At 45.8% G+C, this 1,057-nt stretch carries 1 protein-coding gene; it reads left to right on the top strand.

Going from position 1 to position 1,057, the window contains the following annotated elements:
• Positions 1-1,057: TGS domain-containing protein (locus ACS8FD_RS16575; RefSeq protein ID WP_439276648.1), on the top strand; the 1,057-nt coding region annotated here is incomplete at both ends.

Genomic DNA, 1,057 nt, shown 5'->3' with positions numbered 1-1,057 from the left:
GCAATCAATCGCTCACCCTGATTTATGAACGTGATAACGATTTTGTGAAAGTCACTATCTTGACCAAACAGATGCAAAATGCAGCCAGGCTTGGGGTTATCGGTGCAGAACATGCGTCTGACGTGAGTCAATCCGTCATTCAAGCTTCATTACGCAATATGAAAGACTTGGTTGATGAGGATACTTTAGATGAGAACAGCCCTGACTTCACCGCGGCCGTCTCTACCATTAACGAGCTGATGGACTATCTGCATTCTAGCAAAATCATCTGTTATAGTCCGCAGGGACGTGCTTATGAGTTACCACAGGGGGCAACAGCGCTAGACTTCGCTTACGCTGTCGGGCCTATGGTCGGTAACGTAGCGGTTGGGGCCAATATTGAGGGTAAAAAAGCCAAGCTGGGTACGGTAGTCAAAAACGGCCAATTGGTCGGAATCGAAGTCAATAGTCACTCAGAGCCAAAAGCTGAATGGCTTGGGTTTGTCGTGACCAACAAAGCCCGTGAAGAGATTTTACGGTGGTTTAAAGACTTATCAGCGGCTGATAAACAGCATCATGGGCAGCAAGCTTTGGATCGCGCATTAAAGACCTACCAAAAGAACCTCGACGACTTGACGGATAATGATTGGCAAAATCTTATCGAATGGCGCGGCTTACCAGAGAAAAGCGCGCTTTTTGAACAAATAAGCTCTGGCACCTTGCTACCACAGCTTGTAGTGTCACGTTTGTTCAGTGATGAAGTCAGCAATTTACAGGCTCAACGACCCCACAATGGTATGGTACAACCGCAGCAACTGATTGCAAATGCCACCGGTGTTGAGATTGATTTTGCTAATTGTTGTCATCCTATCTATGGTGACCCTATCGTTGGACATCTCTCACGTCATGGCTTGGTTGTTCATCGTCATAAGTGCTTCTCGCTTGATGATATCCGTAAAGACAATCCTTATCAGGTCATACAGTTACGCTGGCGTAGTGATAAAGCGATCAAACAAAGTGAAGAAGATGAGCAAAATGGAAAGATTCGTTTTCCAGCTTACCTAAAACTGTCGATTGC

It is taken from the genome of Psychrobacter sp. 1U2 (genome assembly GCF_051847575.1).
The sequence above is the reverse complement of the archived record's forward strand: the minus strand, read 5'-3'. Positions and strand labels throughout refer to the sequence as shown.